We start from the raw sequence: 14,305 nt of genomic DNA on the forward strand, positions 1-14,305 counted from the left end.
CCGCTATATTGGTCAACTGGATTCTCCGGAGGCACACGGTAGTGGCAGCTACTCACTGCAAATCCTTGCCTGCGTAGCCTTCGAGCGTTTTTATGGCGTGTACTCGCCCGGCCAGAACTCCTTGGCCCCTGTGGCAGCGGCCCGCAGCTGTCCGCCGTCGAGAATTAGAGAGCTTTCCTCGATGCCGAGGGCGGGCCATTGCGTGACCAGCCGAAGGTCGCCTTCCTCGGGAAGAGGCCACAGCCAGAGTGATCCCGAGCCGGCAAGTTCGTCGTCACCGCCACTGCCTCCACCGCCGTTGAAGGAGAGGACGGGAGCTGTGGGCTGCTGTGTCGGGTCCATGTACCGGCCACCTCCGTGGGCTCCGGTGAAAGCGCGGGAACCGTCAGGGAGTTCTACGCCGAACAGCAGAAGCACGTCCAGCAGATTTTGTTCGGGCTTCGGCCGGAATCCGTGCTGGAAGAACACGCCATTGAGGGCTTCCCATTCCTCGTCTGTCTCGTCGGCCCGGCGGATGATCCAGGTCAGATCGAAATTGCATCCGGTGGAGAACACTTCAACGCCCTTGACGGCAATCACCCTGGTGGGGCTGAAGTACAGGAACTGACCGATGTGGACCAGCGCGGGGAGCTCGTAGCGGGGTGTTCCGGACCATGGCGGGGGAACGAAGCGGCCTTGGCGCCCACGTTTGGGCTGGGTTGGAATGGGGAAATCCTGGAAGAAGGCCATGGGGTCCTTTGCTCGCTGGTTTCGACCGACCAGCGGAACGACCGATTGCGCGCGTCGTTGTGGATCCCCCAATCCGTCCTTCACGACGAGTCTAGCCGTGTAGGTCCGGATGCCGGCAAGAAGCTCCTTGTCAGTCTGCATTGACACAAAGACTCATGTCAGTCTAGCCTGACAGCATGGAAGCTGATGAACTCTCCGAGCAGATCCACTCCACCAACCCCGCCGTCGGATTGCGGGCCGTGGGTGCCCTTCACCGCCTGGCCGAGCAAGTGGAAGCCGTCCATGTTCGGGCGGCACGCGAGCAAGGCTGGACGTGGGAGCAGATAGGTGACGCTTTGGGTGTTTCCCGGCAATCGGTGCATGCCAAATACAGGGAATGACCAGTTACGGAGAATGACCAAGTACAGGGAATGAGTTGAGCAATGTTTGAGCAATTTACCCATGACACCCGCCGGATCGTCGGGTTTGCCATGGAAGAAGCACGCAGTCTGGGCGACAAGCGAATGGGAACTGAGCACCTGCTCCTGGGGGCACTCCACGAACGCGGCCCCGCTGATGTCCTGGGCGTCTCCCTGGACGATGCGCGGAAGGCGGCGGCCAGGCTTGACGCCGCTGCGCTGGAGGCCATCGGCTTCAAAAGCAAGGGACTTGTACGGGCACCCATGCCAACCCGCGGAAGGAAGCCGCCTTTCAGCTCCGGAGCCAAGGAGGTCATGGCGAGCATGGTGAAATCTGCTGTGGATCAAAAATCCCGGAAGATCACCGCATCGAGCCTTTTACTCTCCCTGTTGGATCGGGAGGAACATGACCCCGTGTCCGCCCTGTTCGAGGAGCTCAAGGTAAACCGTGAAGCTGTTCGAGAACGGCTGCTCTCCCAATAGTCCCGAAGAGAGTCCAAGTAGCGGGAGGCTCCAACGGGAGCAAAAAACGAGTACACATTACTCGTGTCCCCGCGGGTGGGAGCGACTTGACTGAATCCAGCGGATCCAAGCAACGGCCCATGACCCCCCTCGTCGGCCGGTGCTGCCCATCGGATCCGCGGCGCAGGGCCGGACGCATCTCCCAGAAGTGCTGTCCGGCCCTGACGCGAGGGCTGCGCGGCTGGGACGACGACGGCGACGCCCCAGCGTGTGGAGGCGTCGCCGTCGTGATGGTGCCAAGTGGCGCCTATGGCGTGGGGCTGCCCCCGTTGACGTTGAGGGTCTCGCCCACTACGTAGCTGGATTCCGCCGACGCCAGGAAGACATAGGCCGGAGCCAGTTCGGCCGGCTGCCCGGCGCGGCCCAGGGGAGTGGACTGGCCGAACTCCGGGAGCTCTTCCTTGGGTTGACCGCTGCTGACCTGCAGGGGAGTCCAGATGGGTCCGGGTGCAACAGCGTTGACGCGGATGCCCTTCGGTGCGAGCTGTTGCGCGAGTCCCTTGGTGAAGTTGTTGATGCTCGCCTTGGTCGTGGCGTAGTCCACCAGGGTGGGCGACGGGTTATATGCCTGGATGGACGTGGTGTTGATGATCGTCGAGCCCGCCGGCAGGTGCGGGAGCGCCGCTTTTGTCAGCCAGAACATTGCATACACATTGGTTTTCTGTGTGTGGTCGAATTGTTCGTCCGTGATGTCGGCCAGGTTTTCCTGGGCAACCTGCTTTCCGGCGTTGTTGACCAGGATGTCCACGCCGCCCAAAACCGCGACGGCGGTGCCCACCAGTTCCTGGCAGGTCGCCGGGTCCTTGAGGTCGCCGGGGACTTTCACGGCCTTACGGCCTGCTGCCTCGATAAGTGCCGCAATCCGCGCGGCGTCCTCTTCTTCTTCGGGCAAGTAGGACAGTACGACGTCGGCCCCCTCACGTGCGAAGGCGATGGCGGTGGCTGCGCCGATCCCTGAGTCGGCGCCGGTGATGATCGCCTTGCGCCCCTCAAGCCGTCCGGTGCCGCGGTAGCTTTCCTCGCCGAGATCCGCCTTGGGCGTGAGTTCGGCGTCGAGGCCGGGCTCGGGCTGGTGCTGCTTTGGCGGGGAGATCTGCTCGTAGGCGGTGACCGGGTTGCGGAAGGTGTACTGGTCAGTCATGGTGGTCCTCCGGTTTCTTAGGCGTGGAACACGAAAGCTAAGTAAGCTTATGATTTCAGCCTAGACACGTGAAGGCGTCCCTGCCAAACCGGGGAACCACCTCCCGTATCAAGCTGCTGTGTGCACCGCCACGGAAGCCCGTTCAACGGCGGGGCACGCGATTTTCACGGGGCCGTCGCCAGCGGCCTGATCCAGGCCGAGCAACATGCGGACGCCGGCCGCCCCGAGTTCGTAGTGCGGCAGGGAAACGGTGGACAACGGCGGGCGGAGGTGCGCGGCAATGACCTCTTGGTTATCGAAGCCCACAACGGCCATGTCCTCAGGAATGGCGAGCCCGTGTTCCCGCAGGCCATCGTAGAGGCCCATGGCCATGCGGTCGTTGTAGCAGTAGACGGCGGAAACGTTGAGCTTGAGCAGCTCCTCCGTCGCGCCGTAGCCACCTTCCTGGTCCGGGTACGCCTCCATCACCAGTTCCGGATCGAAGGCAATTCCCTCCGCTTCCAACGCCTCCCGGTAGCCCTCGAGCCGGCCGTCCTTGGCCGGAGCGGGAGTGGTGGTGTTGATGAAGGCGATACGACGATGCCCCCCGCGCAGCAGGATTTCCGTGGCCGATTTCCCGCCCTGGGCTTCATCGGGCACTACTGCGCGGGATGCCGGCGAATCCGGCGAAAAACAGTTGACCAGCACGAAGTCGGACTCACGAAGGGTTTCCGGAACTTCCGTGGCCCGATGGAACCAGGTTGAGTACAGGATGCCGCGGACCTTGTACTCCAGCATCATGGCGATCGCGTCCTTTTCCAGGTCCACGTTTCCTTCGGTGTTGGCGATCAGCAGGGCGTAACCGTGCTTCCAGGCTTCGTCCTGCGCGCCGTGGATGATCTGCCCCGCGAACGGGGTGGTTGCCACGCCGTCCGCTACAAGCCCGATGAACTTGGAAGTTCCGCTGACCAGATTCTTCGCCATCGCATTGGGCCGGTAGCCCAGGAGCTGGATGGCCTCCAGAACGCGCTGCCGTGTGTCGTCAGCGATGCGGGCGTTCTTCTTCTTGTTGATGACCAAGGAGACAGTTGCCGTCGAAACACCGGCTGCTTCAGCAACTTCGCGGAGGGTTACCGGATGGGCGCGGTCGGTAATAGTTGGAACATCGGCCGCGCTGCCTGAATTTTTCTCCTGCGAAATCATCTGTCCTCCATCAGGAGTATATCCATCCGCTGTGGTGGTCATCCCTTGCTCGCCCCGCTCTCCAGGCCCTGGATCATGGCCTTGTTCAACACCAGGAAGACCAGCAGCAGCGGTGTGATCGTCACGCAAACAGCAGCAAATGTTGCTGTCCAGTCCACCTTGCCCATGGCGCCGATGTAGTTCTGCAGACCGAGGGGAATGGTCTTGAGGTCCTCGGAGAGGACAAAGGTGTTGGCGAAAATGAAGTCGTTCCAAATGAAGATGCTGTTGACCAGGACCACGGTCACCACGGTGTTCAGCGACAACGGCAGGGTGATCAGGCCGAAGATCCGGTACGGTCCGGCACCGTCCAGGGAAGCCGCTTCATAGGTTTCCCGGGGAATGTACTCAAAGAAGGACGAGAACAGATAGATGGACATGGGCAGCGCAAAGCCGGCCAGGGGAATGATCATCGACTGGTAGGTGTCCAGCAGATTCACGGTGGAGTAGTCGATGAACAGGGGGACCAGGGCGATCTGGACGGGAACTATGATGCCCACCAGGAACAATCCCCGCACGAACCGGCTCAAACGGAAGCCAAGGACCTGGATGGCGTACGCGGCCATCATGCCGAACAGGACGATGAGAAGGTTGGCGCCCATGGTCACTATGAAGCTGTTGAGGATGTTCCGGCCGAGGTCACCCGTCTCAAAAGCCCGGGTGTAGTTGTCCCAGGTCAATGCGCTCGGCAGGGCGAACGGGTCTCCGGTGGCGAAGTCCTGTTCCGTGCGGAGGCTTGTCAGGAACAGCCAGGCCAACGGATACACCTGGACGATCACGATCAGCATGATCAGGACCCGCGAAAGCGTCCGGTACAGGCTCGGCTTGCGGCGACGCCGTTTGGGTGCCGGCGCGGACGGCGGAACTGCCGGTGACTTGGTGGCCGGGACTGTCTGGGCGATCATGAGTCTGCCTTCCGCTTGAGCATGAAAAGAATGAGGCCGACGGCGACTAGGCACTCGATCACGATGAAGACGGAGATGGTGCTTGCGTAGCCAAAGTCCGTACTGGTGAACGCTGTCTTGTACATGTAGGTGGTGAGCAGCTCGGAGGATTGTCCGGGGCCGCCGTTGGTCATGAGATAGGGGATGTCGAAGCCGCGCAGGCCGTAGGTGGTGGCCATGATGGTGGTAGTGATCCAGACAGGGCGGATGTACGGAAAACGGATCTTGGTGAAGAGCGTCCATTTGGAGGCGCCATCCAGGACGGCGGCCTCTTCAAGTTCCTTGGGAACGGCGATCAGTGCGGCGTAGATGATGAGCATGTAGAGCCCGGTGAATCGCCATCCCTCCGGGGCCGAAACTGCGGCAAGCACGGTATTCACATCGGAGAGCCAGGCGCGTTCAAAGGAACCGAGTCCCACCCAGTGCAGGAGCTGGTTGAGCAGGCCGACGGGATCGATGGAGTAGATGCGCACGAACAGGAAGGCGATCGCCACAGTGGAGATGACCGCGGGCAGCAGGTACAGGGTCTTGATGAGCTCCCGGCCCCGGCGCAGCGAGGTCAACAGGCTGGCGACAACCAGGGCGCCGCCAAGTTGCAGGACCAGGCAGATGGCCAGGTAGAGGAGCGCGTTGAAGAAGGAGCGCCAGAAAACATCATCGGCGGTGAGCATGCGGACGTAGTTCTGAAGCCCGACGAACTCCATGTCGCTGATGCCGTTCCAGGAAAAGAAGCTGAGAAACAGGGATTGCAGGATGGGGAACAGCACGGCTGCGCAGTACAGCAGCAGTGGAGGGAGCAGGAAGACCAGGACGGACGTCCTTGACCGGTTGGGAAGCATGGCGGGGCCTTTCGGGCGGGGGGCCTTGCGACCCCCCGCTGCTACGTTTACTTGAAGAACTTGGGCGCGTTCTGCTTGATGGCGTCGTTCATCGTGCTGGTGAACTGTTCGGGCGTGATGTTGCCTTGGACCAGCAGGACCAGCTCTTGCTGGAGCCTGCCGTTGGTGGTTGGGTCCAACTGCGTATCCCACGGCATGGCCTGCTTGTCACCAAGATCGTTGGCCGTCTCCAGCGCTTTCTTGTAGAGCGGGGTGGCGTTGGCCGGGATTGCCGTCTGAACATTGGTGGTGGGGGACAGTGCGCCGGTGGCCGCGTACTCGGACGGGTACTTCTCCAGGGCGAACTTCAGGAAGTCGCTGACCAACGGATCGTAGGTCTTCGAGTTCACGGCCATGCCGATGCCGGACGGTGAGACGAACTCGTTGGCCGCGGTCACGGACCCCTCAGTGGTGGGAAGGGTGAAGAAATCTATGTTGTCCCGGACTGCCGGGTTGAGCTTGTCCGTGGCAAGGCTAGGCAGCTCCCACGTTCCGATGTTGTACATGGCCGCCTGGCCGGACGTGAACTGGTTCTGCGCATCCGAGTATCCCTGCGAAGAGAACCCGTCCTGGAAGCAATTGGCCTTGCCGAGATCAGCCATCCACTTGACTGTCTTCTGGCCCGGGGCGTCGGAGAATGAGGACTCGCCCTTCTTCAGTTTCTGCACGAAGTCAGGACCGGCTTCGCGGAAGGGCTGGTAGGCAACGTAGCGTTCCAGCGGCCACTGGTCCTGCCCGTCAATGGCGATCGGGGTGATCCCGGCCTTCCTCAAAGCCGTGCACATGGCCGGGATGTCATCGAGGGACTTGGGGATGGAAACGCCGGCCTTCTCCAGGAGGGCTTTGTTGTACCACATGAATTCCAGCTCGAATTGGAACGGAATCATGTAGAGCGAACCGTCGTCGAAACGCTGGTAGTCCAAGGCGCCCGGACGGTAGTCGTCGTAGAGGTTCAAGGATTTCAACAGCTTGTCGGCGTCCACCATCTTGCCTTGCTTCGCCAGTTGCTGGGCGAACGGGGTGGCGTCGGTGTCGAAAAGTTCAGGAAGCTTGTTCGCTGCAGCCAGGGTCTCGAGCTTCTGGATGTAGGACGGCCGGTCCGGTGTGGTGATGAGGTTCAGCGCGAAGCCGGGGTGGTCCTTGGCGTAGTCATCGGCGAGCTTCTTCATGATGTTGATGACTGCGCCGTCGGCGGGCCTGGAGAGCAGCCACGAGATTTCGCGGGGTTTGATCTCGCCGGTGGGGCTGACATTGGCAGGGTCGGCGGTGCTTCCTCCGCCGCCGCAGGCTGTCAATGCCAGTGCGGCTGCGGCTGCGACGGCGGCAACGCGGAGTAGTTTTTTCATTGCGGCAATCTCCCTTGATTGGAACAGAGGTTGGGGTTGGGGGTATTAGTTTTCGGTGCGTTGACGGATTTCGAGTTCGGTGACGCTGACGGAACCTTCACCGGCGAAAACGCCGATCCGTCCCGCCGTCAGGTCGTAGATCCGGGCGCTGAGCGCAACTTGGCGGTCGACGACGGCGACGCAAGTGTCGCCGTCGACAATCACCTCAAGGCTGTGCTCGCCCGGGGTGAGGTCGCAGGGGCGTTCCAGTTCGATATCGAAGGGGACGTCCCCGGAAACGTGCCACTGGGCGTCGCCGGTGATGGCGCGGGGCCATCGGTCAAAGACCAGGCGGCCGCGCTTGGGTTCCAGGCGCAGGATATAGGACTGGTCGCCGTCGTGGCTTGCCCGCAGGAGCAGGCCGCATTCGGTGGTGTCGGGCCCTATGTCCAGCACGGCTTTGGCGTAGAACTGCGAGGGGAGCTCCTCCCGGGAGACCAGGGCTGCGTAGCTGTCCGGCACGTCCAAAGCTACCGGCAGCTCGTCCGCCAGCGATACGTGCACGTCTTCCCAAAAGCTCTCCACCAGTTCATCCGCGAAGGAGAACCCGAGGGTGCCATCCGGATTCTGTCGGGCCTCCAGGACGGACATGGTGCCGGCCCATTCCCAAGGGCCGTGGTCCTTGTTGCCTTCCTTGCTGGCGATCCATCCGAAGAAGAAGCGGCGTCCGTCGCGTTCGGCTGTTTTGGACGCATAGAAGGCCCGGCCGTCGACGCTGTCCAAGGCCGGCACGGTCCATGGGCCGTCAGGGCTCTTGGCCATCCGGTACCGCGTGGTGAACGATTCCGAGAATTCTGAGTAGACCATGTACCACCAGTCGCCCCACTGGAAAACGTCCGGGCATTCGTGAGTGATGTAGCGGCGGGGATCCCAGAAAGGCTCGGTGTGCTCCCAGGTCATCAGGTCCGTGGATACGCACTGGGCGATGACACCGCGACGCCGCTCGGGTCCTTCTGAATGCCGAGCCGCGAGCAGCATCCGCCACTGGCCTTTGGCTTCATCCCGGAAAACGAAGGGATCCCGCCAGTCCCCGGATTCGTACCCGTCGGGAGCTCCGAAGGTGAGCTCCGGGTGCTTGGTCCAGCTCTGCATGCCGTCGGTACTGGTGGCGTGCATGACCAGTTGGAGCGGTGCGCCGTCGGGGCCCAGGTTGCGGGGGTTCTGGCCGGTGTAGAACAGGTGGTGGACTCCGGCGTCATCGACGACGACGCTGCCCGTGTAGGCGTTGAAGTCCAGTTCCGCTTCGGTTCCGTGCGGGAGGGCAACGCCGTGGTCCTCGAACTGGGTGAGGTCCTTGGTGGTGATGAGGTTCCATGAAGTGCCCGGTTTGGGCTGTGACCGGACTTCATGGAGGTAGTAGAGCCAAAACTCCCCGTCTTTCTCGAAAGGGATGAGGTCGCCGACCCAGCCGTCGGCGGGTTGGAAGAAGACTGAGCGTTTCATCTGCGCTGATGTCCATTCTGCTAAAGCGTTTGATCACACTGAAGGTAGCGCAGGTCACACACGTTGATCAAGCGTTTTAGCAAAGTTAATTTGCTCAGAAATATTCTTCGCTAAAACGCTTGACCACCGAAACCCCCAGCCACTAACGTCCTTGCTACCGGAGGCACACCTGTGTCCCTCGACGCCGAGCAGACACCTTTGGTCACGCCCACCGGACGAAGTAATCCAGTTCCTTTGATGGCGCACTTTGGCGTGCCCGGATGCGCAGCCGTATCCGCACACCCACCGCGTTCTCAACCAAAGAATGTTTGAGAGGAAACCGCTTCATGACGCCCAAATTTCCACGACGAACCCTTCTCCAAGGCACCGGAGCCGGCGCTTTGGCCCTGCTGATGAGTGGTGCCGTGTCCGGCTCCGCCCAGGCTGCTGCCTCGCAGCGGGCGGTCTATCACATGACCCCGCCGTCCGGATGGTTGTGTGATCCGCAGAGGCCGGTGCACACCAACGGCGCCTATCAGCTGTACTACCTGCACTCCAGCATCAACAACGGCCAGGGCGGTTGGGATCACGCCACCACAACTGACGCGGTGTCCTTCAGCCACCACGGCGTAGTCCTGCCGCTTCAACCGAACTTCCCCGTCTGGTCCGGGTCGGGGGTGGTGGACACGGCCAACACCGCAGGCTTTGGCGCGGGAGCCGTCGTCGTGCTCGCCACCAAGCCGACCGACGGCATCCGCAAGTACCAGGAGCAGTACCTGTACTGGTCCACCGACGGCGGCTACAACTTCACGGCGCTGCCGGATCCGGTGATCGTGAACACTGACGGCCGGGCCGCCACCACACCCGCCGAGATCGACAACGCTGAGTGGTTCCGCGATCCCAAGATCCATTGGGATGCGACACGCAGCGAATGGGTGTGCGTCATCGGCCGGGCCCGCTATGCGGCCTTCTACACCTCCGCGAACCTGCGTGATTGGCAGTGGACCTCCAACTTCGATTACCCCAACCACGCACTCGGCGGGATCGAGTGCCCGGACCTGTTTGAAATGACTGCAGGCGATGGCACCCGGCATTGGATCTTCGCCGCGAGCATGGATGCCTACAGTGTGGGCTTGCCCATGACCTATGCGTACTGGACCGGCAGCTGGAACGGCTCGGCCTTCATTGCCGATGACTTGACGCCGCAGTGGTTGGATTGGGGCTGGGATTGGTACGCCGGGGTGACTTGGCCGGCCGTGGATGCGCCGGAGACCAAGCGTCTTGCCGTTGCGTGGATGAACAACTGGAAATACGCCGCCCGGGACGTCCCCACCGACGCATCCGATGGGTACAACGGGCAAAACTCGATTGTCCGGGAGCTGAGGCTGGAAAGGCAGTCAGGAGGCTGGTACAGCCTGCTGAGTTCCCCGGTTGCTGCCTTGCAGGGCTACGTCAGCGCCACCACCGCCCTCCCGGACCGCGTCGTCAATGGCAGCGCCGTCCTGCAATGGACCGGCCGTGCCTATGAGCTGGAGCTCAGTATCTCCTGGGACGCAGCAGCCAACGTCGGGGTGTCAGTGGGCCGTTCGGCCGATGGAACGCGGCACACGAACATCGGAAAGTACGGCGATGAGTTGTACGTGGACAGGAGTCCCTCCGAGCTGGCCGGCTATTCGCTGGCACCGTACACCCGTGCTGCCGCACCCATTGATGCCAACGCCCGCTCCGTCCACCTGCGCATCTTTGTCGATAAACAAAGCGTGGAGGTCTTTGTGAATTCCGGACACACCGTTGTTTCGCAGCAAGTTCACTTCGCGGACGGGGACACCGGGATTTCCCTCTATGCCGATGGTGGCCCTGCCAACTTCACGGGGATAACCATCCGTGAGTTCGGCAACCCCATCTAGAAGCTCTTCGTGGCGTCGCGGATTCCGCGGCTCAGGGGCAGTTCAGCGTGCCGGTCAGCGGCTGGCCTGCCCAGCTGTTGGTGGAGTTGGGCACCTTGTAATAACCGCGGATCTGGTAAGTCCACGTTCCGCTGAGGTTTCCCACGCTCTGGATTCCCGAACTGTAGGAACGGCCGGACGACTTGCTCAGATCTCCAGTGAACTGGACGACGCCGTCGGGATCGATGACTTTGAGCTCGTAGTAGTTCGCATAGGTTACGGCGGTGTAGCTTCCTACACTGATCTTGGCCTGGCCGAACCACAAGAAGGAATCACAGCTCTTGGTTACGGAGACGGTATTGGCCGCCGGTGCCGGGATCCGCGCTGCCGCCACGGCCATGCCGGCGCTTTCGGTGTCGTGGAACTGTGCATGGGCCGGAGACAACGAAAAGCCCATCAGCATCAGCAGGACGGCCAGGAAGATGGCCGGTCCGCGCCAGAGGATGAACTTGATCCGCATGCTCGTCGTCACTTCCGTTTCTGATGGTGTGGATTGGCCTTGATCCAACTCTCCCAAGGGATCCTCAGGAAAAGATCCTTCGGACCCTCAAGGTCTACTCAAGACTCAGGGAAAGCCTGGATTTGACCGGCACAGTAATGGCCGGGAACCGGCCTGAAGGGCAAGACGGGCCGGTTCCCGGGGTTTGGGGTGGTCTATTTGGTGGTTTCGGTGCGTTGGGTGCCGGTGAAGGCGAAGGCGATGGTGGAGGTGGCGCCTTGGAAGGTGTTGTCCGCGGTGGTGGGGAACGCGGTGGTGACTTTGAGGTTGTCGGTCTTGGCTGAGGTCAGGGAGGTGAGGTTGTTCAGGGTTTTGTTCGCTGCGATGACGGGGCCGTTGGCCAGGACGGTGGTTTTGGTGCCGGCGCAGGTGTAGGGGGCGGCGGTGCCGGTCCAGGGCACACTGCAGTTTTCGATGGTCAGTTGCAGGCCGTTGGTGGTGTCGGTGGTGAGGAGGGAGGCGGTGGCGCCGGCGGAGGTGGTGAGGGTGACGTTGTTCAGGTCGGAGTTGCCGGTGTTGGCCAGGGTGACGAGTTTTTCGACTTTGTCGCCGGGCAGCAGGCCGGCGATGGGGACGTTGAGGGTGTTGGCTGGTCCGGGGGCGCCCAGGGCGATGGTGACGGTGCCTGCGGTGACGGCTTGGGAGGCGGAGGTGGAGGAGGTGAACGCGCCGTAGGTTCCCATGCCGGCGACGGCGGCTGCGGTGCCGACCAGTGCGACGGAGGCGAGGATTTTGCCGGAGGTGGTTTTGAGGCTGATGGCCATGGGGATCAGTGTCCTTTCGTGTGGCCACCGTGAGACCGGCCGGCCGTTTCTCCAGCCTGTGTGGCTGACAAGAAATACTTTGCCGGGCCTGGATCAAGAACCAATCCTGCAAACCCACAACACTTCCTCAGGAAACCCTCAAGAAAACCGCAGCACCCCAAGGCGCTTATCCACAACCCAGACTTCGTAAACGGCGCAGAGCCGTGCCTCGCGCTAGGCTGGTCATCTCGGCTGATGCAAGTGGCCGCAGGAACCACCAAGCGGAGCCATCTTTCCATGTCAGTTGACCTTGCCCTGACTGCCCTTGCGGCGTCCTCCTTTTCCCTTCCTGAGTTGCGCGATGGCCAACTCGCCGGCATGAGCGCCCTTGCTGAGGGCCGTGATGTTTTGGCAGTCATGCCGACCGGATACGGAAAATCTGCCACCTACCAGGTAGCGGCACTTCACCTTCACCAACAAACCAAGCGCCCCGCCGTCGTGGTTTCTCCCCTCATTGCCCTGCAGGAGGACCAACTGGAGGGCCTGGCCGGGGACCTGGGTGAGGGTTCCGCCGTCGCCATAAATTCGTCCCGCAGTGACTCTGAAGTGGAGGCCGCCTGGCAAGCGGCCGAATCCGGCCAGGCTGTCTTCCTTTTTCTCGCGCCGGAGCAATTGGCCAGGCAGGAGACAGTGGACCGGATCGCCACGTTGGACATCTCCATGTTCGTGGTGGACGAGGCCCATTGCGTCTCCGCGTGGGGCCATGACTTCCGCCCCGACTACCTGGAGCTGGGCAACGTCCGCGAACGGTTGGGCAATCCGCCGGTGATAGCGCTGACGGCAACAGCTTCCCCGCCGGTCCGCGATGAAATCGTCCAACGGCTTGGCATGCGCGATCCTTTGGTCCTGGTCCGGGGGTTCGATAGGCCCAACATCAGCCTGGACGTCATACGCCACCAGGAGGACAAGGCCAAGCGCAAAGCCGTGGTGGAACAGGTAGTGGAGCTGTCCGCGTCGAAGGGGATGGGGCTTCTGTACGCGGCTACGCGAAAAGACACCGAAAAGTATGCTGCCAAACTGACCGAACGGGGCCTGCGTGCTGAGGCCTATCACGCGGGCAGGACGGACGCGGACCGCGAAAGCATTCACGAGCGCTTCCTGGACGACCAACTTGATGTGGTGGTCGCTACAACTGCTTTTGGCATGGGCATCGACAAGCCCAACGTCAGGTTCGTGCTGCACGCGGACATCCCCGAGTCACTGGACTCGTACTATCAGGAAATCGGCAGGGCGGGCCGTGATGGCAAAGCTGCTGCGGCCATCCTGCATTACCGGGCCGAGGACCTGGGCTTGCGCAAGTTCTTCGGTACCCATTCGCCGGACCCTGATGCCCTCAAAACGATCCTGAAGGTGATCAGGAACGCCGGCGGGCCGGCTCCGAAGAGCGCCCTGGTGGAACTGACGGGATTCCCCGCCCGGCGGGTTACCGGGCTGGTCAACCAGTTGGAGGAGGCCTGCGCGGTGAAAACCGGCAAGCGCGGCACCCGGCTCATTTCCAAGGCAAAACCGGCTACGCTGGTCAACCGCGCTGTGGATCTGGCCGAGTCACGGCAAAGGGTTGACCAGTCCCGGCTGACCATGATGCGGGCTTACGCTGAGACGGATGCCTGCCGCCGCCAGTTCCTGTTGGGCTACTTCGGGGAGGAGCTGCCGGAGCCCTGCGGCAACTGCGATTCCTGCGCTGAGGTCCAACAAGAGGCCCCGGGTTCCGGCAACCCCGCGGCCCCGGGCGGCGAGGAACAGTTCCCCCTGCAGTCCACCGTGGTCCATAAGGAGTGGGGGCCTGGTCTGGTGATGCGGCACGAGGACGACGTCATTACTGTCCTGTTCGAACAGGAGGGTTACAAGACCCTGTCCCGTACCGCCGTCGTGGAGCATGAGCTGCTGAAACCGGCCTAGGCGGTGGCGGGAGCCGCGCCGGATCGGCCATTGGTGACCACCACGATCAACCCGGCAAGCAAGGCTGCCGCACTGACCGTGTACAGCACTCCGCCCCACGGGGCGTAATCGCCACCGGAAATGAAGAACGCATCAGCCAAAGCCATTCCGGCGTGGAAAGACACCAACGAATAGGATGGGGCGCCGAGCCCAAGGATCAGGAGGTCGAGGAGGACAACGGTCCTCAGCCGCCCGAGAGAGCCGGCCGCTGAAAGCAGCACCACAACGGCCCCCAGCGCTGTTCCCAAAAAGGCCCATGTCACAACCGTGGGCGCTGAGATTGACTCGTTGGCCCGCGCCAGCCCTTCATGAATTTCGTCCAGGCTGGCACCGGGCACAGCTGCGAGGGGATTCCATACAAGAATCTGGAACGCTCCCACAACTGCGAATGCAGCTATTGCAGCCAGCCCGAACAAACTGGCAATGACACGCGGTGTTCGTTTACTTCCCCCGGTTGTCCCCATGCTGGCAGCCTAGTG

Annotated in this window: 14 protein-coding genes; 4 read left to right on the forward strand and 10 right to left on the reverse strand. The window is 62.1% G+C overall.

Annotated features, from left to right (window positions below):
* Nucleotides 1–90 precede the first annotated feature (90 nt).
* The gene (locus JMY29_RS04245; RefSeq protein WP_229778710.1) at nucleotides 91–870 is read right to left on the reverse strand and encodes a hypothetical protein; all 780 of its coding nucleotides are present in this window, start codon (nucleotides 868–870) and stop codon (nucleotides 91–93) included.
* Nucleotides 871–905: 35 nt separating this feature from the next.
* Here JMY29_RS04245 and JMY29_RS04250 point away from each other — a divergent pair, with 35 nt between their 5' ends.
* Both JMY29_RS04250 and JMY29_RS04255 read left to right on the forward strand, forming a co-directional pair.
* Nucleotides 906–1,109 (forward strand): helix-turn-helix domain-containing protein, encoded by a 204-nt coding sequence (locus JMY29_RS04250; RefSeq protein WP_039239890.1) that lies wholly within the window; start codon nucleotides 906–908, stop codon nucleotides 1,107–1,109.
* A gap of 42 nt (nucleotides 1,110–1,151) precedes the next feature.
* A complete protein-coding gene (locus JMY29_RS04255) occupies nucleotides 1,152–1,610 on the forward strand; it encodes a Clp protease N-terminal domain-containing protein (protein WP_055974177.1) in 459 nt (152 codons plus the stop codon).
* A gap of 286 nt (nucleotides 1,611–1,896) precedes the next feature.
* Here the strand turns inward: JMY29_RS04255 and JMY29_RS04260 are convergent, their stop codons facing one another.
* The 6 genes from JMY29_RS04260 to JMY29_RS04285 all read right to left on the reverse strand — a co-directional run bounded on the left by JMY29_RS04260 (nucleotide 1,897) and on the right by JMY29_RS04285 (nucleotide 8,661).
* On the reverse strand, nucleotides 1,897–2,790 hold the full coding sequence (locus JMY29_RS04260) for a glucose 1-dehydrogenase (RefSeq protein ID WP_064723555.1): 894 nt from the start codon (nucleotides 2,788–2,790) through the stop codon (nucleotides 1,897–1,899).
* A 108-nt stretch (nucleotides 2,791–2,898) separates the two neighbouring features.
* Nucleotides 2,899–3,972: a LacI family DNA-binding transcriptional regulator gene (locus tag JMY29_RS04265; protein WP_189076850.1), complete on the reverse strand. Its 1,074-nt coding sequence runs from the start codon at nucleotides 3,970–3,972 to the stop codon at nucleotides 2,899–2,901.
* Between the two features lie 38 nt (nucleotides 3,973–4,010).
* On the reverse strand, nucleotides 4,011–4,916 hold the full coding sequence (locus tag JMY29_RS04270; RefSeq protein WP_189076849.1) for a carbohydrate ABC transporter permease: 906 nt from the start codon (nucleotides 4,914–4,916) through the stop codon (nucleotides 4,011–4,013).
* Nucleotides 4,913–5,794, reverse strand: coding sequence for a carbohydrate ABC transporter permease (locus JMY29_RS04275; RefSeq protein WP_018779914.1), 882 nt, complete (start codon nucleotides 5,792–5,794; stop codon nucleotides 4,913–4,915). Before JMY29_RS04275 ends, JMY29_RS04270 begins: the two co-directional genes overlap by 4 nt.
* A 47-nt stretch (nucleotides 5,795–5,841) precedes the next feature.
* The gene (locus JMY29_RS04280; protein ID WP_018779915.1) at nucleotides 5,842–7,179 is read right to left on the reverse strand and encodes an ABC transporter substrate-binding protein; all 1,338 of its coding nucleotides are present in this window, start codon (nucleotides 7,177–7,179) and stop codon (nucleotides 5,842–5,844) included.
* A gap of 45 nt (nucleotides 7,180–7,224) precedes the next feature.
* On the reverse strand, nucleotides 7,225–8,661 hold the full coding sequence (locus JMY29_RS04285; protein ID WP_189076848.1) for a GH32 C-terminal domain-containing protein: 1,437 nt from the start codon (nucleotides 8,659–8,661) through the stop codon (nucleotides 7,225–7,227).
* Nucleotides 8,662–8,987: 326 nt separating this feature from the next.
* On the opposite strand from JMY29_RS04285, the gene JMY29_RS04290 reads away from it, so the two are divergent.
* On the forward strand, nucleotides 8,988–10,547 hold the full coding sequence (locus tag JMY29_RS04290; protein WP_189076847.1) for a glycoside hydrolase family 32 protein: 1,560 nt from the start codon (nucleotides 8,988–8,990) through the stop codon (nucleotides 10,545–10,547).
* A gap of 31 nt (nucleotides 10,548–10,578) precedes the next feature.
* On the opposite strand, the gene JMY29_RS04295 is transcribed toward JMY29_RS04290, so the two are convergent.
* Both JMY29_RS04295 and JMY29_RS04300 read right to left on the reverse strand, forming a co-directional pair.
* Entirely contained in the window at nucleotides 10,579–11,058 is a 480-nt protein-coding gene (locus tag JMY29_RS04295; protein WP_144027695.1) for a hypothetical protein, read from the reverse strand.
* 182 nt (nucleotides 11,059–11,240) lie between these two features.
* Nucleotides 11,241–11,849 carry a TasA family protein gene (locus tag JMY29_RS04300; protein WP_209783733.1) on the reverse strand — a complete coding sequence of 203 codons (609 nt, stop codon included), beginning with the start codon at nucleotides 11,847–11,849 and terminating at the stop codon, nucleotides 11,241–11,243.
* Between the two features lie 276 nt (nucleotides 11,850–12,125).
* On the opposite strand from JMY29_RS04300, the gene JMY29_RS04305 reads away from it, so the two are divergent.
* Nucleotides 12,126–13,787, forward strand: coding sequence for a RecQ family ATP-dependent DNA helicase (locus JMY29_RS04305; protein WP_189076074.1), 1,662 nt, complete (start codon nucleotides 12,126–12,128; stop codon nucleotides 13,785–13,787).
* Here JMY29_RS04305 and JMY29_RS04310 read toward each other — a convergent pair.
* Complete coding sequence (locus JMY29_RS04310; RefSeq protein ID WP_229778621.1) at nucleotides 13,784–14,290, reverse strand: hypothetical protein; 507 nt, start codon at nucleotides 14,288–14,290, stop codon at nucleotides 13,784–13,786. The two genes, JMY29_RS04305 and JMY29_RS04310, sit on opposite strands and share 4 nt — an antisense overlap.
* Between the last annotated feature and the right edge of the window lie 15 nt (nucleotides 14,291–14,305).

The organism is Paenarthrobacter nicotinovorans (assembly GCF_021919345.1).
Lineage (GTDB): Bacteria > Actinomycetota > Actinomycetes > Actinomycetales > Micrococcaceae > Arthrobacter > Arthrobacter nicotinovorans.